Origin of the sequence: Streptomyces sp. NBC_01707, assembly GCF_041438805.1 — a bacterium.
Taxonomy (GTDB): domain Bacteria; phylum Actinomycetota; class Actinomycetes; order Streptomycetales; family Streptomycetaceae; genus Streptomyces.
On record NZ_CP109190.1, the window covers coordinates 8,945,883 to 8,968,480 of the forward strand.

Below are 22,598 nucleotides of genomic sequence, written 5' to 3' on the forward strand. Positions count from 1 at the left end.
GGAGCACGGTGGCGGTAGGTGCCGACTCGGTACGAGGGGTTACGTCATAGAGCGATGGCAGCGTAAAAGCAGGGGTTCTGGCGTTCCGTTCAGGGAGGGCCGACACGGTAGGGCCGCATCATCTCGTTGTCCTCGTGTTCCAGCATGTGGCAGTGCCACACATACTGTCCTGCCCGGTCGAAGGTGGCTTTGACCCGGGTGATGGCGTGCGGATAGGCGATCACCGTGTCCTTGAAACCGCTCTCCCCGGGCTCTGGAGGTCTTGCACTGTGCCCGGCGGTCTGCCGGTCGACGACCTGGAACTGAACCTCGTGGATGTGGATCGGGTGGGCGTCTTTGGTGGAGTTGTGTATTTCCCAGATCTCGGTCGCCCCGAGTGCCGGGTTCTCCGTGATGGGATCACTCCATCCCATGGGGATCCGGTTTCCGTTCCGGTCCACGGTGCCGAGCATCACCATGCGGGGGCCCACCCCCCGCAGGACTGCGGAGTTCTGCTCCTGCAAGGAGACCTGCCGTGTGTGGCTCGCTGGACCCAGTGGTTCGAACGGCGGAAGGGTGAGCTGGGCGGGGGGTATGGTCCTGTCCGGTGTAGCGAGCGGTCGTGCCACGGTGATTCTCATGACCTGTCCGGTGGTCCCGGGAGCCGCCGGCTGGAAGTCTGTGCCCGCTTTCCCGCCCTTGAACGGCTCGTCGGGGCCCTCGTTGACGAGGTACAGATTGGTGCCGACCGGGATCGAGGTGAAGTCGACGATGACGTCGGCGCGTTCGGCGGGGGCGGTGAGCAGTTGGTCGCGCTGCACAGGTGCGGGCAGGAAACCTCCCTCCGAACCGATCTGCCAGAAGGGGAGCACCGGAGCTGAGGGACGAGGGGCCATCGGGTCGGTGACGATCTTCAGGATCAGGAAGCGTGCGTTGCAGCCGTTGAGAATCCGCAGGCGGTAGCGGCGCGGCTCGACGGAGAGAGTGGGCCAGGTACGGCCGTTGGTCACCATCGTGTTGCCGAAGAACTCCGGGTTCCAGATGGGAGAGATGTCACTGCCGGGGGTGTAGGGACCGGTGAAGTGGTCGAAGGATGCACGACTCGACGGGTAGAACAGGCTGCCGTCGGTGGAGAACGACCGGTCCTGGATGACGACCGGGATCTCGTAGTAGTGCCTCCCCGGGGGGTCACCGAGCTTCGGTGCCGGCCCCGGAAGCACACCGCTCGGAAGGTCGGCAGGCCCGCCACGCAGGAGGTAGAAGCCCGCCAGCCCCGCGTAGACGTTCAGCCGAGTGACCCCCAGGGCATGGTCATGGAACCAGGAGGTGGCGGCACGCTCCTGGTTGGCGTACTGGAATACGGCGGTTCCTGGCTCCCAGGCTGCATGGAACTGGTCCTCGAACATCATCTTGAACTGTTCATAGAAGGAGCCCACCCGTGCATATCCGTCGGGGATGTCGGATGCACGGGGTAGATACCACGCCTCGGGGTAGCCGTCGCTCTCCTGCGTGTTGTGCCCCCCGTGCAGGTGGGTCACGATCGGCACGGGCCCGGTGTAGGGGCCGGGTGTCGAGGTGAAGGTCGGTCGGGCATCACGCCATGAAATACCACCTTCAGGGTTGGCCCAGTGCAGTGTGGGGTCTACCGGCAGCAGGTGCGGCAGATGGTTGCCGTGGCGGTCGAGCAGCTGGTTCACCCACGTGACCTGTATGGCCCGGCCGAAGGTCGCCTCGACGGTGCATGACGGGTAGGCGAAGCTTCCCGGATGGCGGGTCGACCCGTACCCCCACACCGTCGTGGCAGGCATACCGGCCGGCAGAATTTGCTGCCGAAACTGCCGAACACCGATCGTGTAGTGATCGACGTGTCCTGCCTCGTCCCTCTCGGCCCAGGGCATGACTGACGGGACGGCGAGCTCGGTGACGTACTTGTCGATCGTCGTCGGGTCCAGGACGCGACTGGCGAACCCCGGCCAGGCGGGCGTGGAGGCAGGACCGGCCGGGAGGAAGAGGCAGGTTCCGCCGCCTAGGCCGGCCTTGATGAATTGACGCCTTGTGGCCATCTGAGTCCTCCTGGACACGGCCCCCCATCGGCTGTGGTCCCAGAAACCGTTCCAGTGTTTCGGACACAACGAAGAAGGGCCACTCGGAACGTCGCGGGCCGAGGTCTTCGTGCAAGTGCAGCGTTTCAGGTCGCCCGGATCAGTCGATACCCCTGCTGAGTCGCGACCACCCGCACGGCGGAGCCGGACCGGCTGCTGCGGGACGCAGTGCCTGGAGGGAGCTTCAGACAAGTTCCATGCGCACGTCCACGACGCCTTCGACCGCGCGAATGGCCCGAGCGAGAAGCGGCACCAGGGAACGGTTCTGGAGCGGCCCTCGCAGGGTGACGACACCATCCAGCACCGAGAAGTCCAGCTCGACCGGGGGAACGAGCTCCGCGACAACGGCGGAGCGGATCTCCTCGTCGATCTCCTCGTCCGGGCGCAGGAAGACCTTCAGCAGGTCGCTGCGGCTCACGACACCCTCCAGCATGCCGAGGCTGTTCACGACGGGCAGCCGCTTCACCCGCTTGCGCGCCATGATGCGGGCGGCTTCGGCGAGCGTGGCATCGGGGTGGACGGTGACGGCCGGACTCGACATCAGCTCCTCGGCCAGCACCGCGTCGGCTTTGGATGCCTCCTCGAGCTGGTCGGGCAGCTTCGGCTCATCCTGCCGGAATTCCTCCTTCGGCAGCAGGTCCGCCTCGGAGACGACCCCGACGACACGGCCCTCGCCTTCGAGCACCGGCACTGCGCTGACCTTCCACTGGTGCATCAGCTCCACGATCTCCTTGTACGAGGCTTCGCGGCCGATGGCCACGGCCGTGTGGGTCATGACGTCGCTGACGGTGTACCGGGATGCAGTCATGGGGTGCTCCTCGGGCGGGGATATTCGGGGGCGCGACGGCGCTCATCACGGACAGCTGCCGCGGCCGTGAGGGGCGTAAAGGTCATGGAGACGGATCCGAGAGGCCTGCAATCAGTTGGCGAGAACCATGGCTTGTGCGTGGTGGCGAGATCGGATCAAATGACTTCGCCCGCGTCCCTCATCAGATTCTTCTCGATATATCCGCGGACATGTGCGGCGAGTGAGCTGAGGAGACCCGAGAGTTCCGCCTTCGGTGCGACGGGCGCCCCTATTGTGCGGGCCCCGGGTGGCAGTGCCGCGAGGTCGGCCGCGAACCTTTTCCGGGCTGTGTCCAGCTCTGTGCGATCCGAAACACGTCGGCCCTCCCGCATGACCGACTCCAGCAGCGGGACACCATCCGGAGGCGGCGGTTCGTCGATGAGAGCTATGAGATCCGCGTATCCCGGCCTTCGGAACACCTGCTTGCGCCCTGGCGCTGTCACCTTGGCCGAAGAAAGTTTCATTACCGGCCGGCCGTCGTACTCCACCAGCTTGTACGCGGAATCCAGGTAAGGGGCATCCGCGGAGACGCCAATCCGGGTCCCGACGGCGTACGTATCAATCGGCGCTCCGGAGCGGACCAGTTTGTCCACGGCGAACTCGTCGAGACCACCGCTTGCCACGATGCGTGTTTCCTGTAGACCGGCGGCATCAAGGATCGTCCGAGCCTTTACGGCCAGGGCTCCGAGGTCACCGCTGTCCAGCCGGATGGCACACCCCGGACCGAGCCCCAGATCGCGCAGCACGCGCGCCGCCGTCGCCACGCCCGTCACGGTGTCGTAGGTGTCGACCAGGAGTGTCACAGGGCCTGGATGGGACCGGGTGAAGGCCCGGAACGCGTCCTCCTCAAGACCGAATGCCTCGATGTACGAATGGGCCATTGTGCCGACTGCGGGCAGGCCCTCGGCGTGAGCCGCCGCAACATTGCTGGTTCCGGCGAAGCCGACCATTGCACCCAGCCTGGCGGCCCGGTGTCCGGCTTCAATGCCATGAGTGCGCCGCAGGGAGAAGTCCACCACCTGGTGTCCGTCGGCGGCCAGGACGCACCGGGCGCATTTGGAGGCGATGGAGGTCTGGTGGTTGAGCTGGTTAAGTACGTAGGTTTCAACCAGCTGGGCTTGCGGAAGGGGCGCAGTGATTTCCAGCAGGGGTTCGCCGGCCAGCACGATGCGCCCTTCGGGCACTGCCCGGACCTCACCAGTGAATTCCAGGCCGAGCAGCGGTGCCAGATCCTCGGGCCGTCGTCCCATCACAGAGGCGAAGACATTTACGTCGTCCGCATCCACACGATAGGCGGAGAGGAAGTCGAGGACTGATTCCAGCCCGGCGCAGACAAGAAATCCGCGGTCCGGAGGCAGGTTGCGCACGAACAGACTGAACGTCGCCGAACCGGTCATGCCCTCGCTCAGATACGACTGGGCCATCGTGACCTCGTAAAGGTCGGTGCTCGTAGCATTCGACATCGACGGCACCTTCCCGCCCTTTACGGTTCACGTGCCTGGCTGCCTGCGTCCTCCCTCTCCACTATCGGCCTCCGACGCCCCGTGGACCAGCCCAGTGCCAGGCGGCGCCCAGCGAACCTCCTGCCGCTGCTGTAGTGAAGGGGCACGTCATGGGTGTGGCCCAGGCGGATCACGTCCGTCCACCTCGGTCTCCAGCTCGGCCGAGTCCTACATGTCCTGGTCGACCATCGTCCTGACCGTGCGGGGCACCTTCCCGCTCACTGTGCTAGTTCTGAGGCGTGGTCGGGGACGTAGGTCTGAAGGTCCCTCGGCGGCCGTTGGTATCCGGTGGCCGGCGGCCGCCGAGGGATTTCGATCACCGGTGGAGTGACTGTCTCGTACGGCACGGATGACAGAAGATGGGCGATCATGTTCAGCCTGGCCCGACGCTTGTCATCGCTCTCGACCACATACCAGGGAGCCTCCGAGATGTCCGTATGGACGAACATCTCGTCCTTTGCGCGGGAGTAGGCCTCCCAGCGGGTGATCGATTCCAGGTCCATCTGTGAGAGCTTCCATCGACGGGTGGGATCCTCCAGCCGGCGTCGAAACCGTTCCTCCTGCACGGCGTCACTCACCGAGAACCAGTACTTGCGCAACAGAATGCCGTCCTCCACCAGCATCCGCTCGAAGATCGGGCACTGGCGAAGGAACCGCTGGTGTTCCTCCATGGTGCAGAAGCCCATGACGCGCTCGACGCCCGCCCGGTTGTACCAGCTCCGGTCGAGGAGGACCACTTCCCCTGCAGCTGGAAGATGCTCGGTGTACCGCTGGAAGTACCACTGGCTGCGCTCGCGCTCAGTGGGTCGCGGCAGCGCGACGATGCGTGCTACCCGAGGATTGAGGTGTTCAGTGACGCGCTTGATCGTGCTGCCCTTGCCGGCCGCGTCTCGTCCCTCGAACACCACGACGAGCCGTGCGCCTTCGGCCCGTACCCACTCCTGGAGCTTCACGAGCTCGGTCTGGAGTCGGTACAGCTCCGGCTCGTACAGCGAGCGCCGCAGCTTTCCGGGCTTGCCTTTCTCGTCTGCCATGGGATGACGTTACGGAGTGGACCACGCTCGAAGTCAAGCGTCAGCGCCGCACGGACCTCGCCGCGCGGACCCGTTACGGCGTCCGCGGATGACTGGGGCGGCAGACAGGTGACGCGGGTGTCTCCGTGGCCGTGCCATGGGTGGGTGTGGTGCAGCCGCCCGCTGAGGGTGGGGGCGAGCGGCCGGGGGGTGCGTCGGGGAACCGGGTGCGGAAGTGCTCCGGCACAGGAGATGGCGGCAGGAAAAGGGAACGTACACGTCGCAAGCAGCCAATTCGTGCCTACCGACTGCCGACAGAACCCACGTGCAGCGCGATCTCTTCCGCGATCCGTTCGGCGAGCGGCTCCACGATGGCTGCGACGGGTGCTGACAGGCCGGTGCCCACGCTGCTGTCGGCCCCCTCGATGGCGTAGACGACCAGTTGTCCGGGCAGGCGGTCCAGTTCGCGGGCGAGTTCGACGGCGTCGCCGAGCCCGAGCCCGTGGGAACTCGTCGCACTGCCTGTCTGCGACAGCTGCCCACCATCCAGTTTCAGGCGATGTAGCCGACCGGGATGCCCGGGGTGTGCGTGTGCGGCGTCCACCACGATGGCGAGGTCGACGTCTTCCCACAGGGTGATCAGGCGGGCGGGATCACCGTCGCACACCAGAAGGGCGGTCCCACTCGGCAGTGGCCGTTCCTCGGTTCGTTCTGCCAGCCGGGCCACGACAGCCCAGCCCACACCGTCGTCGTGGCGGAAATCGTTCCCGACGCCGATGACGGCGATCCGCGTAGTGAGGTTCACGCGCTTGCCTCTTCCCGCCGGACAGGCCCGCCAGTTGTACCGGGTCCGCGCGGGGGCCGTACGGGGTGACGGACACCGCCACCTGGACCACGCAGGGGCCGGTCGGCCATGGCGGGCAGCAGGTCCGTGCGCATACTGGCCGGGAAGGCATCATCGGCGACGTCGGAAGGCTGGCGATGGCGGACGGCGGCGGCACGGCCGCGGTGATCGGCAAGGACGGCCTGGACGCGCTGATCACGGTCCTGGCCGGGCGCGGCCGTACGGTCGTGGGACCGACCGTCCGCGACGGGGCGATCGTCCTGTCCGAGATCTCCGGCGGTGCCGAACTCCCCTACGGCTGGGGAGTCGAGTTGGAGGCAGGCGTCTACCGGCTGCGTGCCCGTGAGGACGGCGCCGTGTTCGCGCACAGCGCGGGCCCTCAGTCCTGGAAAACGTTTCTGCATCCGCCGCGGGAGCGGCAGTGGACTGCCGATCGCGGTGCCGACGGCGAGCTGATGGTGACCGAGGACCGGACATCACCGTCGTCGTACGCGTTCCTCGGCGTGCGCCCCTGCGACCTGCGGGCCATCGCAATTCAGGACCGGGTGCTGACCGGCGGGAAGTACAACGACCCGGCGTACCGTGGGCGTCGTGAGCGGGCCTTCTTGGTGGCGGCGGAGTGTACCGAGCCGGGTGCCACCTGCTTCTGCGTGTCCATGGGAAGCGGGCCGGCCGTGGGGCCCGGCTACGACCTGGCGCTGACCGAGGTGCTCGATTCCGACGGCCACCGCTTCCTGGTGCGGATCGGGAGCGAGGAGGGAGAGTCGGTCCTGGCCGAGCTGCCCCACGGTCCCGCCGACGCCGCGACTCGGACCGCGGCGAGTGAGCGTGTCGCCGACGCGGCGGATCGCATGGGCCGCAGCATGCCGTTGGTGGACCTGCAGATGCTGATGCGCGAGACGCTCACGGCCGAGCGCTGGGACGACGTCGCGGACCGCTGCCTGACCTGCGGAAACTGCACCATGGTCTGCCCGACCTGCTTCTGCACCACCACCGAGGACATCACGGACCTCACCGGTGACCACGCCGAGCGATGGCGGCGCTGGGAGTCCTGCTTCGACCTGGATTTCTCCCATCTGCAGGCGGGTCCGGTCCGCAACTCCTCGCGTAGCCGCTACCGGCAGTGGGCCACCCACAAACTCGGCACCTGGCACGACCAGTTCGACAGCTCCGGGTGCGTCGGCTGCGGGCGCTGCATCGTGTGGTGTCCGGTCGGTATCGACATCACCGAGGAGGCCCAGGCGCTGAACCTGGAACGGGAGGCCGCCCGGCAGGAGCCGGGGGAGAGCCCGCAATGACCGTTGTGCGCCACGGGTTTCTCGGGGCCCTGTCGCCCGGCCACCGCGAGCGGCTGATCACGTTCGCCCACGATGTCTCCTTCCCCGGTGGCACCCGCATCTTCGACGAGGGCGGTGTCGCCGACCGGTTCTGGATCATCCGTTCCGGGCTCGTTGCGCTCGACGTTCATGTTCCGGCCCGCCGCGAGGCAGTCCTGGAGACCCTTGGTGAAGGCGATCTGCTGGGCTGGTACTGGCTGTTCGAGCCGTACCTCTGGCACCTCGGCGCGCAGGCCCGCAGCGCCGTGTCGGCGTCAGAGTTCGACGCGCAGCAGGTCCGAGCCGCGTGCGAGAAGGACCCGTCGTTCGGCTTGGCGTTGACCAACTGCGTTGCGCAGGTGATCGCACGACGGCTGAAGTCCACCCGAATCCGCCTGCTCGACCTGTACGGGCCCCCCGACGCCGGTGAGTCGTGATCATGGCTTCCGCAACATTGACTGCTCGGCCGGGAACCGTCCCCATTGCGTACCGGGTGGTGAATCGCGAGGCCGAGACGCCCGACACCGCCACGATCGTCCTGGAACCGGTCCGCTCGGCGCTGCAGCCCTTCGCGCCCGGGCAGTTCGCGATGGTGTACGCCTTCGGCATCGGTGACATCCCGTTGTCGGTCTCCGGGATCGACGGGAACCGGCTGACGCACACCGTCCGGACGGTCGGAGCGGTCTCCGGCGCGCTGCACGGGCTGCGGCGTGGTGACACGGTCGGAGTGCGTGGCCCGTTCGGCCACGGCTGGGAACTACCTGCCGCAGTTGGTACCGACCTGCTCGTCGTCGCTGGAGGTATCGGTCTGGCGCCGCTGCGCCCACTTGTACGTGACGCGCTCGCCGCCCCCGAGCGCTACGGACGGCTGAACGTCCTCATCGGAGCGCGCACGCCCCACGAGCTGCTCTACACCGAGGACGTTCGCGGTTGGCAGTCGGCTGCCCGGGTCTTGACCACCGTGGACCGCGCTGACCCGCTGTGGCAGGGCGAGGTCGGCGTCGTCACGACCCTGCTCGATCGGGCCACCTTCGGGCCCGCAGCGTCTGCGGCGTTCATCTGCGGCCCCGAGCCGATGATGCGCGCCACCGCCGGCGAACTGGTACACCGAGGCATCGATCCGCACCTGATTCAGGTCTCGCTGGAACGAAATGTGCACTGTGCCACTGGCCACTGCGGGCACTGTCAGCTCGGCCCCCTCCTGCTCTGCCGCGACGGCCCCGTCGTCAGCTGGAGCAAGGCCCAAACCCTCCTCATGGTCAGGGAGTTGTGACATGACCGCGAGCGATCGTCCGAAACTCGCCGTCTGGAAGTTCGCCTCCTGCGACGGATGCCAACTCACTTTGCTGGACTGCGAGGACGAACTCCTCGGCATCGCCGAGAGGGTGGAGATCTCACACTTCCTGGAGGCTTCCAGCACCGACGCGCCGGGGCCGTACGACCTGTCGCTGGTCGAGGGATCGGTGACCACCCAGCAGGACGTCGACCGGGCCCGGCACATCCGGGCGGTTTCCAAGCGGTTGGTGACCATCGGGGCGTGCGCGACCGCAGGTGGCGTCCAGGCGCTGCGCAACTACGCGGATGTCGCTGACTTTCAGGCTGTCGTCTATGCCAGACCGGACTACATCGAGACGCTCGCTACCTCCACACCTATCAGCGCCCATGTCCCGGTGGACTTCGAACTGCGCGGCTGCCCCATCGACCGAGGCCAACTGGTGGAAGTCATCACGGCCTACCTGGCCGAACGCAAACCCGACGTACCCGCGCACAGCGTCTGCTTCGAGTGCAAGCAGCGCGGCACGGTCTGCGTGACGGTGGCCCACGGCACACCCTGCCTGGGTCCGGTCACCCACGCCGGATGCGGTGCGATCTGTCCCGCGTACGGGCGCGGCTGTTACGGCTGCTTCGGCCCGTCCAACTCGACCAACTTCCCCTCGTTCATTCCCCTCCTGCGCCGCGATGGCATGGACACTCTCGACGTGGTGCGGGTGCTGCGCACCTTCAATGCCGCCGCCCCTGAGTTCGACGCGGCCTCCCGGAAGGAACTGGAAGAGTGACCCACCGCGGCTCAAGGGTGTTGAAAGTCGGATCGCTCGCCCGCGTCGAGGGTGAGGGCGCACTGCATCTGCGCATGGACGGCGGCGAGGTCGCAGAGGCCCGGCTGGCGATCTACGAACCGCCACGCTTCTTCGAGGCGTTCCTACGCGGACGCTCCTACGCCGAGCCGCCCGACATCACCTCACGGGTGTGCGGGATCTGCCCGGTCGCGTACCAGATGAGCGCTTGCCGAGCGATCGAGGACGCCTGCGGCGTCGTCGTGGACGGGCAGTTGGCGGCGCTGCGCCGACTGCTCTACTGCGGCGAATGGATCGAGAGCCAGACGCTGCACATCTACCTTCTCCACGCGCCCGACTTCTTCGGCTGCGACAGCGCCATCGACCTCGCACGCACCCGGCGCGCCGACATCGAACGCGGCCTTCGGCTCAAGCAGGCCGGCAACGCGATCCTCGAACTGCTGGGCGGCCGGGCGATCCATCCGGTCAATGTCCGCCTCGGTGGCTTCCACCGCATCCCGATCACGACCGAACTGCGCCCGCTGGCCGATCGGCTGCGCCAGGCCCGGGACGACGCGGCCCAAACCGTCCGTTGGGTGGCCGGCTTCGAGTTCCCTGACGCCGGTTGTGACAACGACCTGTTCGCTCTGTCCGAGCCCGGCACCTACGCCATCGAGTCCGGCACCCCGACCGTCATGCCCGCGCCGCACATCGCTGGCCTTCCCCCCGAATCCGACCGCGCGCTGCCCACCCGTACCTTTGGGGTCCACGATTTCGGCGCCCGCGTCACCGAGAGCCAGGTACCCCACTCCACCGCCCTCCACTCCGCGCTGGACAACCGCCGCCATCTCACCGGCTCACTCGCCCGGTACGCCATCAGCGGCCGCTGGCTGTCCCCGATCGCCCTCCAGGCCGCCCACGACGCCGGACTCGGCGACCCCCGGCAGGGCACCGTCTGTCGAAACCCCTTCCGCAGCATCATCGTGCGAGCGGTTGAGGTGCTCTACGCGGTCGACGAGGCACTGCGGATCATCGACGCCTACGAACCCCCGCCGCACCCCTACGTCGACGTGCCCTCCCGAGCCGGTACCGGGCATGGGGCGACCGAGGCGCCGCGCGGTCTCTTGTACCACCGCTACACCCTCGACTCCGAAGGGATCGTCACCGACGCCAGCCTTGTCCCGCCGACCGCGCAGAACCTGGGTGCGATCGAGGAGGACCTCCGCCGAATCGTGCAGGAACGCCTGGGAGACGGCGATCCCACCGACGCGGAGCTGACCGCCCTGTGCGAACGGGCGGTCCGCAATCACGACCCGTGCATCTCATGCTCGGCCCACTTCCTCAATCTCACCGTCGAGCGGACCTGAAAGCCGAACGAGGGCGGTGCGTGAATCGGCGTGGCAGCTTACTGGGCCGGCGTAGGCCGCGGCGTCGACGCAGCTCGTTCGGCCGTACTGCAACAGTCGCCCCGGCACCTCGACGGAGGTCGGCCGCGCCCGTGAACTGGGCCGACAACAGGGGAATGCCGCACGGCACGCATTGGTGCCGCGTACAGGTGCATCCCGAGGGTCGGACATCGGGCGGCAGCGCGACGGCCGACGCTGTGCAGTGGCGGACCTCTTCTGTCCACCGGTCGGGGGCGGCTGCCCTCGACGCCCGTTCAACCGGGCGCGGCAAGGCCACCCGACGCGGAGTCGGCTCTTCCGGCGCGGAGCAGCTGGTTACCGAGGTCGATCAGGGCTCGGCCGACGGCGAACTCGTCGCCGATCTCGGGAACGGGTGTGTCGTTAGGGTTGCGCTGGGCGGAGGTGCGACTCCGAAGGGTGGTGTCACCGGTGTCGAGGACGGCGTGAACCTTGGTGAGGTCACCTTCCTCGAAGAGGTCCAGACCCACGTTCCAGTGCTTGCTGTGTGGTTTCTCGGTGCCGGTGTGCAGGGTCATGGCCAAGCCTTCCTTCCGTTGAATGGTCCAGCCTGCCGGGGGCGCGACCGCCGTCGGCACGCCGGTTTCCCACGACGGCGAAGTACGAGGATTCGGCGCAGAAACGATCCTTCTCGAATTGTTCCGGCCTCCATTCTGCGCCGTGTGAGCTGTTCCGGGCTTGGGCCTACTGGCCCACAGGGCGTGCCGGAGAGGTCCGTCCGGCACGCCCTGTGGGCCGTCCTGCGAGCACGCGGCTGACCGTCCGGCAACCGGGGACCATCCGGCCCTACACCGGCGGTCAGGGCCGAGGGACCGTGGTAGTGACAGTGACAGTGACAGAGAACGTGGCAGGACAGCGGGCTCCGCGCCCGGGGCCCCGGCAACAACCGGGAAGTGAAACGCGATGTTTTGGTACGGCCACGGTGGTGGCTGGGGCTGGTTCGCGATGTCGGTGAGCATGGTCTTGTTCTGGGTGGTGATCGTCGGTATCGGCGTGCTCATCTTCCGCGCCCTGGGCCGCACCCCTGAGCGCCCCCACGTCCAGGCTGGGCCCTCGCCCGAACAACTGCTCGCCGAGCGGTTCGCCCGCGGCGAGATCGACGAGGAGGAGTACCAGCGGCGCCTGACGACCCTGCGCGCTTCCCCGCCTTCCACGAAACACGGGTGACCCCTGAGGATGCCCTTGCCGACCGTTCGCATCAAGGACGCCGTGACCGGCATCAGACGGGGAGGAGCCGTCACGACCCTGCGCCCAAGCGCAGCGCCCTCTCCCGCCGGTGCAGCATCAACGTCACCCCCGCGGAGCGCTCCCCTGTCTCGTGATGATCTGCTCAGGGAGATCGCACTGAGCCGGACCGCCCCGACTGGTTCTCCTCAAAGCGAGTGTGAACACTTCGCATCCCGTACGCATGCCAGGGAAGAAGCCGTGCGGTTCTGCCGCATTCCTGGAATCGCTTTGCGGTGACGGTCAGATCGCGGTCGTGGAACGCGCGCCGGGCAAGCCGCAGTCCGTGGCCCTCATTGATCGGCAGGACTGATGCGACGCCCCGTTAGGCGCGTGGGCCGGATCGACACCCACATCTCGCGTTGGCCCCCTGCCCAAGGCTTGGTATGGGCGCGAACGGCTAGCCGATGTACCGCGTCGGGCTCCGTAACAACCCGTGCAGGGCCGACTGCGAGCACGCTCCAGCCCTGGCTCATGGCCTCATCCACATGGTCGACCTCGAATGCGACATCCGTTCCCACAGCTGCTGCGGGCACCGAGGCAGGCGCGGTCCGGAAAACGATCGCGTCATCGATGACCTCGTAGTTCACCGGGATGACGGCTGGCCCGTCGGGTGTCGACACCGCGACTCGCCCCACGCCATGCGTGGAAAGCCGGGCTCGGCATTCGTCTGGGCCTATGTCCTGCAGACGGGGGTGCACGAGCGCGCGACCTTGGCCTGGCGGCCGGTCGATGCCGGCTCCGCGCAGGACCGCAACGTTGGTGCCCAGCGCGCCGGCCAGTCTGATGAGACTCGCCACAGTCGGGTCGGCCGGCCGTTCTTCGAGATACGCCAGGTAGGCCGGCGCCATTCCGGCGAGGCGGGCTGCTTCTGCCCGGGTGAGTCCCTGGCGCTTGCGTTCGAACGCCACGCGCCGACCGATGTCGCCAGGGTTGGGTGCCCTGCCAAGCGAGGTCCTGGCGGACTCGGCACCCGCCTCATCCGTGGCTTCTCTCTCGGGCCGGTGTTCGATGTGTTGGACATGCGCGTCGGGGCCCGGGAAAACGAGAGTCACCGCGTCCGTATCCGACCAGCGCACGTCGTAGGGAGGGGTTCCGTCCTCGTGGTGGAGTCCGACAATCTCGCCGTCGCGCCTGGTAGCGCCGGTGGCTGGGCTTTCGACCACAAGTTGATCGCCGAGGTGAGCTCGCATGATCGCCGCCGTTTCCTCAATATGTTGCTGTATCCAACGTGCCACGCGCGGCGTGCTGCCGCACGGGGTGAAACCCTGACCTCCTTGGCTCAACGGGCCAGGCTGGGGCTCCCCCCCAAACGGACCCGGGCGGCTCACCTGTGGGCGATTGGTTCCTGATTCGCCTCACATGTGCGTGTCACACCCCCGAAGGGAGAAGCATCATGCACCACCGAACGGTCGCAGAGCTCATGACCCGAGACGTCGTCCGGGCACGGCGTGACATGCCCTTCAAGGAGATCGTCAAGCTGTTGGCGGAGAACGATGTCACCGCCGTACCCGTGGTGGATGCACGGGACCGCCCCATGGGGGTGGTGTCCGAGGCCGACCTCCTGCGCAAATCCGCGGACCAGGCCGATCCCTCCGGCCGGACCCCGATCCCACATCTGGAGGCGTGGGAGCGCGCCAAGGCCGAGGGGGCCAGGGCAGAGGAGCTGATGTCGGCTCCCGCGGTGTGCGCCCGTCCGGAGTGGACCGTAGTTGAGGCCGCCCGCCTCATGGCAGTCCAGAACGTCAAGCGCCTGCCCGTCGTCGACGAGACGGACAGGCTCCAGGGCATCGTCAGCCGCAGTGACCTGCTGCGGATCTTCCTGCGCCGTGACGACGCCATTCGCGAGGAGATCAACCGGGATGTACTGCAGGGGACGTTGGGCCTCGCTCCCTCGGAGGTGACGGTCGAGGTACGTGAGGGGCAGGTCACCCTCAATGGATCTGTCGAGTTCAAGAGCCTGGTCCCCATCATCGAGCGGCTGTGCCGGAGCGTTGACGGCGTGGTCTCGGTCTCTGAGCACATCGCGCACCGCACCGACGACGACCGGAATTCCCCCACCGGCACGTGAGCCATTCAGGACCGGGGCGGCGACGGGACCGTCGGCCCTTCGCGCAACGGGTGAACGCCGGTCCGTGTTGTCTGCACAGACCTTGACGGCCGGGTTCGCGCCACTTCAGCCGATGATCTTGATGAGGAATGGCCGGGCCCTTTCGTGGCTTGCGGGACGCGCACGCGCGGTGTGGACTCCGTCGGCCAGCTCGCACTGATTGATGGGGGAGCGGTGACTGTCCGTCAGATCGGCAATGGCGGGTCCCCTGGGCCGCGTTCCTGACGAGCGTTCGACGGACGGTGTTCGTCCGGAGTCTCCCCGGGGCTCGGCGGGGTTCGCAGGGCGAGGATGGCCATGTCGTCGTTGCCGTCGCTGGGGTGGTTGTCGGCCAGTGCTTGCACGAAGTCGTGCAGGGGCATGGCGGCGTGGGCGACAGCGCTGGCTGCGAGGCGTTCCAGCCTCTCTTCAATCGGGTGCTCACGGTGTTCGACGAGCCCATCGGTGAAGAACATCACCACCGCTCCAGGGGGCAGAGGGTAGGTGTGGTCGTGGCGTGACTGGGCGATGTCGACGCCGAGGGGCAAGTCAGGGTCGGCATGAAGATAGCGAGCCCGGTGGTCCGGGGTGATCAGCAGTGGTGGGGGGTGGCCTGCGGTGCTCCAGCGCAGTGTCCAACCAACCGGTTGTCTGGGTTCGATGCGTGCAAGGCATGCGGTGGTGACGGGGCTGTCTGTGATGGCTTGAAGGGTGCGGTCGAGTCGACTGAGGACGGCGCTGGGCGGGGTGTGTCGGTCGTAGAGGAGGGCGCGCAGCATGTTGCGGGTCTGGGCCATCGCGGCGGCGGCCTGGAGGTCGTGGCCGACGACATCGCCGATGACTGCGGCGCAGGCTTGGTCAGGGACCAATAGAGTGTCGTACCAGTCTCCGCCGACTTGTCCGGGTGTGCTGGCAGGAATATAGGCAGCGGCAGCCTCGAACGGCTCCAGGTGCTCGGGAAGCCTGGGTAGCAGGAGCCGCTGGAACCGCTCGGCGTCGAGGCTGGCCTGCTCGTACAGGCGGGCGTCGTCGATGGCCAGGGCCGCGGCGCCGGCCAGCGCGACGATCAAGACTTCGTCGTGGGCATCAAAGGGCCGGTCGTCGAGCCGCTCGGAGACATACAGATCCCCGTAGATCTTCCCGCGGATGCTGATCGGCGCTCCCAACAGGGTCCGCAAGGCCGGATGGCCGGGCGGGAAGCCTGCTGAGTCAGGGTGGTCGGCGATGTCATCGACGCGCAACGATTGAGGGTGGGCGATCAGATGCCCGAGCAGACCGCGCCCGCGAGGGAGCTCCACGCCGACCAGGTCTGCCCGTTCCTGCTCGGACAGGCCGACGGGGACGAACAGTTCAAGGTTTTCGCCCTCCTCGTCAAGCACGCCCAGCGCGCCGTAGCGGGCGCCGACCAGTTCCATCGCTGTGGACACGATCAGACCCAGCACGACGGGCAGCTCTACGTCGCGGCTCAGGACGGCTTCGTACAGGTCATGCAACTGGTCCTGGGCCCGGGCCAACGATCTGAGCTGCTCGGCGATCCGCTCCAACTCAGTGCCCAGACGCAGGCGCAGCGTGGGGTCAGGGTGCTGTTGGGGGGCTTCGGCATTCCCGGTCATCACGGCCGCCTGGTGATTCGATTTCGGTTCGGTGGCCCTCAGCCCATCAGGAGTCGGTACCAGTGTGGATCAGACTGCCGTGAAGGTGAGTCGGGAGGGGCTGCCGCACGAAACCTCGCGTTGGTCGAAGGCCTTACGTCACTGCTTGACGAGGTGTTGACGGCTTCTTGTCCAGGTTCAGGTACCCCAGCTCCGGCGACACCGGCGTCTGTGCTGTTCCTGCACCCCTGGGCCAACGCCGGGCTGTGACAGTGGGATCCGCGTGGCAGGCACGACGGATCGGCTCATCACCCACTCACGCGAGCGGTGCATCTCGGGCTCCTGACACGACCGTGATCAAGCAAGATCACAGCGTGACACGATCAAATAGCTTAACCCGCTCATTACTCCGAAAGCGGCACGCCACGCATGGCGCAGCTCGGGCAGACCGGTCCGCGTTCGCGGGAACGTCGCTGCGTATTCCGGTTGGCACCATCGCTGGGAAGGTTTTGTGACGGCAGCGGTGCGCCGGCCGACGGCGGGCCTTTGTGCCGGTTTGCAGCAGGGCGATCAGCCCTGTCGGCGGGGGTCGGCCTCCGAGCCGATGCTTACCGGGATCGGTGCCATCGACGTGCTCACCGCTCCAACGCGGGCCGAACGCGCGGCACGGCGCCAACCTCGACCCCACGGACGGCGAGAACATCTCCCCGGAAGGGGTCGACTTGCTTTTGCGCGCGAGCGAGCTCTGAGAAACGATCCGAGCGACGCCCCGGTGACCCGATTCTGATCTTGCTCCGGGAATGGATCGTTGTGACAAGCAGCCGTTGTGCCACCGGCGCTTCGCGGTTACGGTGGTCAGTTCCCCGTGTGGTTCGCGGTGTGATCACAGGGACCGACCGCGTGAGCCGAGTAGTGGTGCTCGGGCATGTCCTGGACCTCCTGCTTTTGGTTTTGGTGCTCAATGCGCATCAAGCAGAAGGGCTGGATGCTGTGTCGTTGTCAACGAGCGCGGTCCCCGGGCTGGGGTGCCCCCCGACGGATGCCGGTCAGTCACGGTTGGAGTGCGCGGTTGAGGAGTAGGCGTCGTGCCAGGCGGCTTTGGCACCGGACTCGCCGATTCGGTACACCTGTACGCCCGCGCCGACTCCGACGACGAGGGACAGAACCGCTGCCGTGATGCGCAGCGGGATGGCCACCGTGCTGGTGGATCCCCCCGCGTCGGGGGTGCGGTGGGCGGTGTGGTGGTAGGACCACCACACCGCCGTGGCCGCCAGGAAGAGTGCGACGACCCAGGGAAGGAGTTCCTCGCCGAGTTCGGTGTGCTTGCGGACCAGGGCGTCGCTGTCCACGTGCCGCTCCAGCCACTCGCCGGCGTTTGTCGTCAACGGCACGCTAATCAGGGACACCAGGGCGAGGGCCGGGAGTGCAAGTCCGAACCGGCGCATGACCGAGGGGAGGGCGGCGCACAGGATCAGAGCGAGAGCAGTGAGGGGTACCAGGATCACGACGAAGTGCACGAACAAGACGTGCGCGGGAATGCCGTTGATCAGGTCGGGTCCCACAGCGGGGCTCCTTCGGGGTTGGTGTTCAACGCTGGACAGGGAACAAGTAGAGCTTCTACGGCGCCTTCGGTGGCGAAGCCGCGGCCGTGACCGGGAGGCGGCCGTTCCCTGCGAGCGGGAATGAGTCCGCGCCCTGTCTCATGATCCATATCGCCGGAATCCTGGGGTACGCCATTCCTGGCCGTCGGGCAGCACCGCGAGTGCTTCGTATCCGTCCAGTGTTTCCACCCAGCCCTGTGCCCCGTCGCCTCTGGCGAATGCGGCGGTGGCGTAGGTGTCGGTGAGCGTCAGGCGGGGCCCGACGAGGGTGAGGGAGGCGAACGCCGCGGCGGGTGTACCACTGTGCGGGTCGACGATGTGAACGCCGCGTTCGGCAGTGCCCGAGGTGGCGACGGCCAGGTCGTGGCCGGCGGTGATGACGGTGGCCAGTTCGCCGGGGCGCAGTGGGTGGGCGATGCCGATGCGCCACGGAGTGCCGGGGCCGGCCTGACCGCGGAGCTGCAGGTCACCGCCGCCGTTGACGCACGTGTGGTGCGCGCCCGCGTCGTAAAGAAGCTGGGACGCCGTTTCGGTGGCCCAGCCTTTGACGAGACCTGAGGGGTCGAGGGTGCCGGAGGGGGTGATGCTGAACCAGCCGTCGCTGTCGTGGGTGGCCTGTGCGCACAGGGACAGGACTTCGTGGACTTCGGCCGGACAGTCCTGAAGGCGGATTTCGCCGCGGTCGAGGCGGCTGATGTAGCTGTCGGGCCGGTAGGTGGAGAACACGGCGTCGACCCGGTGGAGGTGGTGCACAGCCTCGGCGAGGGCGCGGTGGATGGCGGTGGTGGGCTTGTCACGGATGTCGAAGGAGAAGACGGTGCCCATGACGTGCTCGACGTGGCGCAGCCCGAGCGCGGGGTCAGGCATGGGCCTGGTCCAGGGCGCTTTGGAGGGACTGGATGTAGCCCTGGCTGGTGTAGCTCGCACCGGAGACGGCATCGATGTGTGCGCTCTGAGCCCCGATGGCCTCCTGGGTGAGGCGGGGCAGGGCGTAGGCGGCGATCTGCTGGTCGCGGCCGTTCTGGTCCGGTGCCTGAAGAACCTTGACGGAGATGATCTTTCCCTTGGAGAGGACGGCGGCGACCTGCACGGCTCCGTACTGGGTATCGATCGGATCTCCGGTGAATGTGCCCGTCCCCGTGGACGCACCGGCGGGGGTGTGTGGCGATGCGGAGGCTGTTGGGGACCTGGGGGCCACTCCTGCGAGGGCGGGGAGCTGGTGAGGTTTGAGGGCGAGCAGGGTTACGACGAGGGCGCTGATCCCGGTGGTGGCGAGGACGGCTGGGCGCATGGCGGTTCTCCTCAGAACGCGAAGGACTCGTGGTGGATGCGCCGTGCCGGCACACCGGCGTCGAGCAGGGCTGTGATCGCGGCCTGGGTCATGCCGGGAGGGCCGCAGAGGTAGACGTCGTGTGCCGCCAGGTCCGGCACCAGATCGGTCAGGCCCCGGGCGGTGAGGGGTGAGGAGTAGGCGGCCGGTTCGTCGACGACGTAGTGCACGCCGGCGCGCCGGCGGGCGGCTATCGCGTCGAGTTCACTGCGCAGGGCGAGGTCGGCCGGGCGGCGGGCCCGGTAGACGAGGGTGACCTGGCCAGGCAGTGTCTCGAAGAGCGCGCGCAAGGGGGTGATGCCGACACCGCCGGCCAGAAGGAGGACCTTGGGGGCGGTGCGGCGCCTCGCGGTGAAGGCGCCGTAAGGTCCCTCGGCCCAGACCCGGGTGCCGGGTGCCAGGCGGGCGAGCGCGGCGCTGTGCCCGCCTGCCGTCTTCACGGTGATGCGCAGGCGGCCGGATTGCGCGGGGGCGGAGAGGGAGTAGGGGTTGGCGGTCCACCACAGCCCGCGGGTCAGGAAGCGCCAGCGCAGGAACTGCCCCGGCTCACCCCCCAGCTCGTCCAGGTGGTCGCCGGTGAGGTGGACGGAGACCACACCCGGTGCCTCGGGATGGACCGCGGCCACGCGCAGTCGGTGGCGCAGTCCGCGCCGGACGGGTACGGCGAACCGGTACCAGGCGACCAGCGCCGCGACGCCGAGGAACAGCGTGTACCAGGCCGCCTGGGCGGAGCGGTTGCCGACGAAGTCGGCTCCGTTGGAGAGCTGGTGTCCGAAGGTGAGGAAGACGGCCAGGTAGGTGGCGAAGTGCAGGTAATGCCAGGTCTCGTAACTCATTCGGCGGCGGGCCGCGCGGGCTGAGAGGATTCCGGTGGTCAGGAACAGCAGGAAGCCGGCGGTGCCCTTGAGCAGGTCGGGGTAACGCAGGACGAGCGTGGAGGTCTGGCTGACCACGTTCGTGTGCGAGGTCAGTGAGTAGCCCCAGATGATCAGCAGGGTGTGGGTGAGGGCCAGGGAGATGGTGCAGCGGCCGCCGAACGCGTGCCAGCGGGCGAGCCGGTCCGTGCCGATGGTGTGGTCCAGAAGCGGCATGCGGGCCATCAGCGCGAGGAGGACCGCGCAGCCGTAGCCGGCCAGGAGCCCGGTGATACGTCCCGCACCGGTGAGCCAGCCCGCCGGACCGACGACCGAGGTCGTGTCGCTCCACCACAGGGCGAGCACCCCGGCGGCGCCGGCCCAGATCACGAGCGACGCCAGAATCGGCACGACGCTGCGGCGCGGGCGCCGGTGGCGCATCCCACGACTCGCGTACGTGGTGGTGGATGTGGCGGTCATGGCGCTCCTCCGGATGAGACATGCTCCGGTGATGGGCGGCCAGCCTCACAGTCCAACTTCTGTGTACCTTCTGAAACGGCCCCGTCGGCCGCCTTCAGGGCCGATTCAGAGGAAACTCAGAGGCAGGGCCAGCCCTGCTGTGGTCCGTGCTGGGGGATGCTGAAGGAACCATGGACGAGCCACGTAAGACCTCGCTGCTGCACCGCCCCGACGGAGCGCCCGTACGGGTGCTCGTCGTCGACGACGAGCCCGACGTCACGGACGTGCTGGCCGGGGTCATGACAGGGGAGGGCTGGCAGGTCCGTACCGCCGCAGACGGAGCGACCGCGCTCACCACGGCCCGTGATTTCCGGCCCGATGCGGTGGTCCTGGACTGGATGCTGCCCGACCTCGACGGCCTGCACATCCTGCGAGCCCTTCGGCGCGAGGCGCCCAGCGTGTGCGTGCTGTTTCTGACCGCCCGTGACGCCGTCGAGGACCGTATCGCCGGCATCACCGCCGGCGGCGACGACTACGTCACCAAGCCCTACAGCCTGGAAGAAGTCCTGGCCCGGCTGCGCGGGCTGCTCCGGCGGGCCGGGATGACTGCCGAGCCGGGCACGAACCAGCTCACCGTCGGCGACCTCATCATGGACGAGGAAGCCAGGGAGGTCAGACGCGGCGGGACCACGGTCGACCTGTCCCGCACCGAGTTCGAACTCCTACGCTTCCTCATGCGCAACCCGCGCCGAGTGCTGTCCAAGGACCAGATCCTCGACCGCGTCTGGGCCTACGACTTCGGCGGACGAGCCCATGTCGTCGAGCTCTACATCAGCTACCTGCGCAAGAAGATCGATGCCGGACGCACCCCGATGATCCACACCGTGCGCGGCGTCGGATACGTCCTGAAGCCGGACTCCCCATGAGGCGCCTGCCGCCCCGTACCCTGCGCGGTCAGCTCACCGCCGGACTCGTCACTCTGCTCGCCCTCGCCTGCCTCGTCGTCGGCATCACCACCGCCCTCGCTCTGAGAGGCTTCCTGATGGGGCGGCTGGACGAACAGCTCTCCGCCTCAGGAGGCCGGTTCGCCGCCAGCCTGGAACACGAGGCCGAACCCGACGCGGACAACCGTCCCGACACGCGCGGTCAGGCCGAGGCGACCTTCGGCGCCCGCCTCCTGAACGGCACCGTCACCCAGGCAGCCGTCGTCGATGAAGCCACCGACCAACCCCTCCACCTCACCCCCAGTGATCGCCGCGCCCTTGCGGGAATTCCCGTCGACGGAAGCGGGCACAGCATCCGCCTCTCCACACTGGGGGGCTATCGCGTCACGGCCGTCCAGGGCGACGACCAGGACATTCTGATCACCGGCCTGCCCCTGCACCCGGTGGAAGAGACCGTTCACCGGCTCGAAGCGGTCGAAACCGTACTGTTCGGCGCCGCCCTCGTAGCTACCGGCATCGCCGGTGCGCTGTGGGTGCAGATCTCCCTTCGCCCCCTCCAGAGGGTCACCGCCCGGGCGGCGGAGGTCGCCGGGCTGCCGCTCGCCAGCGGCGAAGTCGCCATGCCGGAACCACTTCCCGACACCGACCCGCGCACCGAAGTCGGCCAGGTCGGCACCGCCCTCAACCACATGCTCGGCCGCGTCGAGGACGCCCTCACCCGGCGTCAGGCCAGCGAGGAGAGGCTCCGGCACTTCGCCGCCGACGCCAGCCACGAGCTACGTACCCCCGTCGCCAACATCCGCGGCCACGCCGAGCTCGCCCTGCGCCGGCACGGCCCCGTCCCCGCCGAAGTCCGTCACGCCCTGGAACGCATCGATGCCGAGTCGCAGCGTATGACCCGCCTTGTCGACGACCTGCTGCTCCTCGCCCGCCTGGACGCCGGACGCCCTCTCGAACATGAACCGGTCGATCTGACCCTGCTGATCCTGAACGCTACGGAGGACGCACGCGCCGCCGGCCCCGGCCACCGCTGGCTCCTCGACCTCCCCCAAGATCCTGTCACCGTCGCCGGAGACGCCCACCGGCTCCAGCAGGCCATCGGCAATCTCCTCGCCAATGCCCGTACCCACACCCCGCCAGGCACCGACGTGACCATCGCCCTCACCACCGAGCCGGCCGGCGTCTCCCTCAGCGTGAGCGACAACGGGCCAGGCATCCCCGAAGAGCTTCGGCCCGAGGTCTTCGGCCGCTTCGTACGTGCCGACCATGCCCGCTCCCGCAGTACAGGAAGCACCGGTCTGGGCCTCGCCATCGTCCATGCCGTCATCACCGCTCACGGCGGAACCGCCACCGTCACCAGCCGTCCCGGACACACCACCTTCCGCCTCACACTCCCCAACTGACACCGCTCGCCTGGCCCGAAC

Annotated in this window: 21 protein-coding genes; 9 read left to right on the forward strand and 12 right to left on the reverse strand. The window is 67.9% G+C overall.

What is annotated here, in order from left to right; all coding sequences use genetic code 11:
- Window positions 1-89 precede the first annotated feature (89 nt).
- From OG963_RS40015 to OG963_RS40035, 5 genes are all read right to left on the reverse strand, one after another.
- Window positions 90-2,042 (reverse strand): multicopper oxidase family protein, encoded by a 1,953-nt coding sequence (locus OG963_RS40015; RefSeq protein ID WP_371800009.1) that lies wholly within the window; start codon window positions 2,040-2,042, stop codon window positions 90-92.
- A gap of 223 nt (window positions 2,043-2,265) precedes the next feature.
- Window positions 2,266-2,889 (reverse strand): CBS domain-containing protein, encoded by a 624-nt coding sequence (locus OG963_RS40020; RefSeq protein WP_319740160.1) that lies wholly within the window; start codon window positions 2,887-2,889, stop codon window positions 2,266-2,268.
- A 155-nt stretch (window positions 2,890-3,044) separates the two neighbouring features.
- On the reverse strand, window positions 3,045-4,391 hold the full coding sequence (locus OG963_RS40025) for a nicotinate phosphoribosyltransferase (RefSeq protein WP_371800010.1): 1,347 nt from the start codon (window positions 4,389-4,391) through the stop codon (window positions 3,045-3,047).
- 257 nt (window positions 4,392-4,648) lie between these two features.
- Entirely contained in the window at window positions 4,649-5,464 is an 816-nt protein-coding gene (gene ppk2, locus OG963_RS40030; protein WP_319740161.1) for a polyphosphate kinase 2, read from the reverse strand.
- A 280-nt stretch (window positions 5,465-5,744) separates the two neighbouring features.
- A complete protein-coding gene (locus OG963_RS40035) occupies window positions 5,745-6,248 on the reverse strand; it encodes a hydrogenase maturation protease (RefSeq protein ID WP_319740162.1) in 504 nt (167 codons plus the stop codon).
- Window positions 6,249-6,424: 176 nt separating this feature from the next.
- On the opposite strand from OG963_RS40035, the gene OG963_RS40040 reads away from it, so the two are divergent.
- Genes OG963_RS40040 through OG963_RS40060 form a run of 5 tightly spaced genes read left to right on the forward strand, consistent with a single transcriptional unit; the run spans window position 6,425 to window position 11,024 of the window.
- Entirely contained in the window at window positions 6,425-7,585 is a 1,161-nt protein-coding gene (locus tag OG963_RS40040) for a 4Fe-4S dicluster domain-containing protein (protein ID WP_319740239.1), read from the forward strand.
- Entirely contained in the window at window positions 7,582-8,040 is a 459-nt protein-coding gene (locus OG963_RS40045; RefSeq protein ID WP_371800011.1) for a Crp/Fnr family transcriptional regulator, read from the forward strand. The genes OG963_RS40040 and OG963_RS40045 overlap by 4 nt, the downstream gene beginning before the upstream one ends.
- A gap of 2 nt (window positions 8,041-8,042) precedes the next feature.
- Window positions 8,043-8,876 (forward strand): FAD/NAD(P)-binding protein, encoded by an 834-nt coding sequence (locus OG963_RS40050; protein WP_319740164.1) that lies wholly within the window; start codon window positions 8,043-8,045, stop codon window positions 8,874-8,876.
- Between the two features lies 1 nt (window position 8,877).
- Entirely contained in the window at window positions 8,878-9,660 is a 783-nt protein-coding gene (locus OG963_RS40055) for an oxidoreductase (RefSeq protein ID WP_319740165.1), read from the forward strand.
- Complete coding sequence (locus OG963_RS40060; RefSeq protein ID WP_319740166.1) at window positions 9,657-11,024, forward strand: nickel-dependent hydrogenase large subunit; 1,368 nt, start codon at window positions 9,657-9,659, stop codon at window positions 11,022-11,024. The genes OG963_RS40055 and OG963_RS40060 overlap by 4 nt, the downstream gene beginning before the upstream one ends.
- A gap of 293 nt (window positions 11,025-11,317) precedes the next feature.
- On the opposite strand, the gene OG963_RS40065 is transcribed toward OG963_RS40060, so the two are convergent.
- Window positions 11,318-11,599, reverse strand: a complete 282-nt coding sequence (locus OG963_RS40065) for a DUF1876 domain-containing protein (protein WP_319740167.1) — start codon at window positions 11,597-11,599, stop codon at window positions 11,318-11,320.
- A 385-nt stretch (window positions 11,600-11,984) separates the two neighbouring features.
- Between OG963_RS40065 and OG963_RS40070 the strand changes: the two genes are divergently transcribed.
- Window positions 11,985-12,248 (forward strand): SHOCT domain-containing protein, encoded by a 264-nt coding sequence (locus tag OG963_RS40070; RefSeq protein WP_319740168.1) that lies wholly within the window; start codon window positions 11,985-11,987, stop codon window positions 12,246-12,248.
- A 350-nt stretch (window positions 12,249-12,598) separates the two neighbouring features.
- Here OG963_RS40070 and OG963_RS40075 read toward each other — a convergent pair whose 3' ends face one another.
- Window positions 12,599-13,498: a pyridoxamine 5'-phosphate oxidase family protein gene (locus OG963_RS40075; RefSeq protein ID WP_319740240.1), complete on the reverse strand. Its 900-nt coding sequence runs from the start codon at window positions 13,496-13,498 to the stop codon at window positions 12,599-12,601.
- Window positions 13,499-13,701: 203 nt separating this feature from the next.
- On the opposite strand from OG963_RS40075, the gene OG963_RS40080 reads away from it, so the two are divergent.
- Window positions 13,702-14,376 carry a CBS domain-containing protein gene (locus OG963_RS40080; RefSeq protein WP_319740169.1) on the forward strand — a complete coding sequence of 225 codons (675 nt, stop codon included), beginning with the start codon at window positions 13,702-13,704 and terminating at the stop codon, window positions 14,374-14,376.
- Between the two features lie 224 nt (window positions 14,377-14,600).
- Here OG963_RS40080 and OG963_RS40085 read toward each other — a convergent pair whose 3' ends face one another.
- The 5 genes from OG963_RS40085 to OG963_RS40105 form a co-directional block, all read right to left on the reverse strand.
- On the reverse strand, window positions 14,601-16,007 hold the full coding sequence (locus OG963_RS40085) for a PP2C family protein-serine/threonine phosphatase (protein ID WP_371800012.1): 1,407 nt from the start codon (window positions 16,005-16,007) through the stop codon (window positions 14,601-14,603).
- 1,025 nt (window positions 16,008-17,032) lie between these two features.
- The gene (locus OG963_RS40090) at window positions 17,033-17,548 is read right to left on the reverse strand and encodes a DUF2231 domain-containing protein (RefSeq protein ID WP_319740171.1); all 516 of its coding nucleotides are present in this window, start codon (window positions 17,546-17,548) and stop codon (window positions 17,033-17,035) included.
- Between the two features lie 138 nt (window positions 17,549-17,686).
- A complete protein-coding gene (locus OG963_RS40095; protein ID WP_319740172.1) occupies window positions 17,687-18,454 on the reverse strand; it encodes an FAD:protein FMN transferase in 768 nt (255 codons plus the stop codon).
- Complete coding sequence (locus OG963_RS40100) at window positions 18,447-18,878, reverse strand: FMN-binding protein (protein ID WP_319740173.1); 432 nt, start codon at window positions 18,876-18,878, stop codon at window positions 18,447-18,449. Before OG963_RS40100 ends, OG963_RS40095 begins: the two co-directional genes overlap by 8 nt.
- Before the next feature lie 11 nt (window positions 18,879-18,889).
- Window positions 18,890-20,251 (reverse strand): ferric reductase-like transmembrane domain-containing protein, encoded by a 1,362-nt coding sequence (locus tag OG963_RS40105; protein WP_371800013.1) that lies wholly within the window; start codon window positions 20,249-20,251, stop codon window positions 18,890-18,892.
- A gap of 170 nt (window positions 20,252-20,421) precedes the next feature.
- Between OG963_RS40105 and OG963_RS40110 the strand changes: the two genes are divergently transcribed.
- Entirely contained in the window at window positions 20,422-21,156 is a 735-nt protein-coding gene (locus tag OG963_RS40110; protein ID WP_319740175.1) for a response regulator transcription factor, read from the forward strand.
- Window positions 21,153-22,577 carry a sensor histidine kinase gene (locus tag OG963_RS40115; RefSeq protein ID WP_371800014.1) on the forward strand — a complete coding sequence of 475 codons (1,425 nt, stop codon included), beginning with the start codon at window positions 21,153-21,155 and terminating at the stop codon, window positions 22,575-22,577. Before OG963_RS40110 ends, OG963_RS40115 begins: the two co-directional genes overlap by 4 nt.
- Window positions 22,578-22,598 lie beyond the last annotated feature (21 nt).

What these genes read in the sequence shown, in the direction of transcription:
- OG963_RS40085 (WP_371800012.1), bottom strand. Translation starts at nt 16,007, where the DNA reads ATGACCGGGAATGCCGAAGCCCCCCAACAGCACCCTGACCCCACGCTG.
- OG963_RS40025 (WP_371800010.1), bottom strand. Translation starts at nt 4,391, where the DNA reads ATGTCGAATGCTACGAGCACCGACCTTTACGAGGTCACGATGGCCCAG.
- OG963_RS40055 (WP_319740165.1), top strand. Translation starts at nt 8,878, where the DNA reads ATGACCGCGAGCGATCGTCCGAAACTCGCCGTCTGGAAGTTCGCCTCC.
- OG963_RS40040 (WP_319740239.1), top strand. Translation starts at nt 6,425, where the DNA reads ATGGCGGACGGCGGCGGCACGGCCGCGGTGATCGGCAAGGACGGCCTG.
- OG963_RS40045 (WP_371800011.1), top strand. Translation starts at nt 7,582, where the DNA reads ATGACCGTTGTGCGCCACGGGTTTCTCGGGGCCCTGTCGCCCGGCCAC.
- OG963_RS40080 (WP_319740169.1), top strand. Translation starts at nt 13,702, where the DNA reads ATGCACCACCGAACGGTCGCAGAGCTCATGACCCGAGACGTCGTCCGG.
- OG963_RS40115 (WP_371800014.1), top strand. Translation starts at nt 21,153, where the DNA reads ATGAGGCGCCTGCCGCCCCGTACCCTGCGCGGTCAGCTCACCGCCGGA.
- OG963_RS40075 (WP_319740240.1), bottom strand. Translation starts at nt 13,498, where the DNA reads ATGCGAGCTCACCTCGGCGATCAACTTGTGGTCGAAAGCCCAGCCACC.
- OG963_RS40065 (WP_319740167.1), bottom strand. Translation starts at nt 11,599, where the DNA reads ATGACCCTGCACACCGGCACCGAGAAACCACACAGCAAGCACTGGAAC.
- OG963_RS40110 (WP_319740175.1), top strand. Translation starts at nt 20,422, where the DNA reads ATGGACGAGCCACGTAAGACCTCGCTGCTGCACCGCCCCGACGGAGCG.
- OG963_RS40100 (WP_319740173.1), bottom strand. Translation starts at nt 18,878, where the DNA reads ATGCGCCCAGCCGTCCTCGCCACCACCGGGATCAGCGCCCTCGTCGTA.
- OG963_RS40105 (WP_371800013.1), bottom strand. Translation starts at nt 20,251, where the DNA reads ATGACCGCCACATCCACCACCACGTACGCGAGTCGTGGGATGCGCCAC.
- OG963_RS40070 (WP_319740168.1), top strand. Translation starts at nt 11,985, where the DNA reads ATGTTTTGGTACGGCCACGGTGGTGGCTGGGGCTGGTTCGCGATGTCG.
- OG963_RS40015 (WP_371800009.1), bottom strand. Translation starts at nt 2,042, where the DNA reads ATGGCCACAAGGCGTCAATTCATCAAGGCCGGCCTAGGCGGCGGAACC.
- OG963_RS40020 (WP_319740160.1), bottom strand. Translation starts at nt 2,889, where the DNA reads ATGACTGCATCCCGGTACACCGTCAGCGACGTCATGACCCACACGGCC.
- ppk2 (WP_319740161.1), bottom strand. Translation starts at nt 5,464, where the DNA reads ATGGCAGACGAGAAAGGCAAGCCCGGAAAGCTGCGGCGCTCGCTGTAC.
- OG963_RS40050 (WP_319740164.1), top strand. Translation starts at nt 8,043, where the DNA reads ATGGCTTCCGCAACATTGACTGCTCGGCCGGGAACCGTCCCCATTGCG.
- OG963_RS40095 (WP_319740172.1), bottom strand. Translation starts at nt 18,454, where the DNA reads ATGCCTGACCCCGCGCTCGGGCTGCGCCACGTCGAGCACGTCATGGGC.